Below are 278 nucleotides of genomic sequence, written 5' to 3'. Positions count from 1 at the left end.
ATTTCCGACATCAATAATGCCTAAAGCGTCAGGATGGGCGGCGACCACGGTTCCGGCACCTTTCAGCACCGCTACGCCGCCATAACGTTGTACCAGACGTTTGGCGCAATGTAAGCGGTCACTTTCAATTTCAGCGACGGAACAGCCTAACAACCGTGCGGCCTCGCCAGGATGCGGCGTGATCACGCGATTGTGACGCTTATCGGGATTGATTGCCAGCAGGTTCAATGCATCGGCATCCCACAACATCGGTTTGCGAAAATTCTCAACTTTTTGCA

Annotated in this window: 1 protein-coding gene; it reads right to left on the bottom strand. The window is 53.2% G+C overall.

Annotated elements, in window-relative coordinates:
- Positions 1–278, bottom strand: a 278-nt coding sequence (locus tag FN960_RS23955; protein WP_368854060.1) for an NAD(P)H-hydrate dehydratase, incomplete at both ends; no start/stop codon positions are given.

Source organism: Alkalicoccobacillus porphyridii (genome assembly GCF_007293315.1).
Taxonomy (GTDB): domain Bacteria; phylum Bacillota; class Bacilli; order Bacillales; family Bacillaceae_D; genus Alkalicoccobacillus; species Alkalicoccobacillus porphyridii.
Note: the sequence above shows the minus strand (reverse complement) of the source record. Positions and strands in the feature narration are given on the sequence as shown.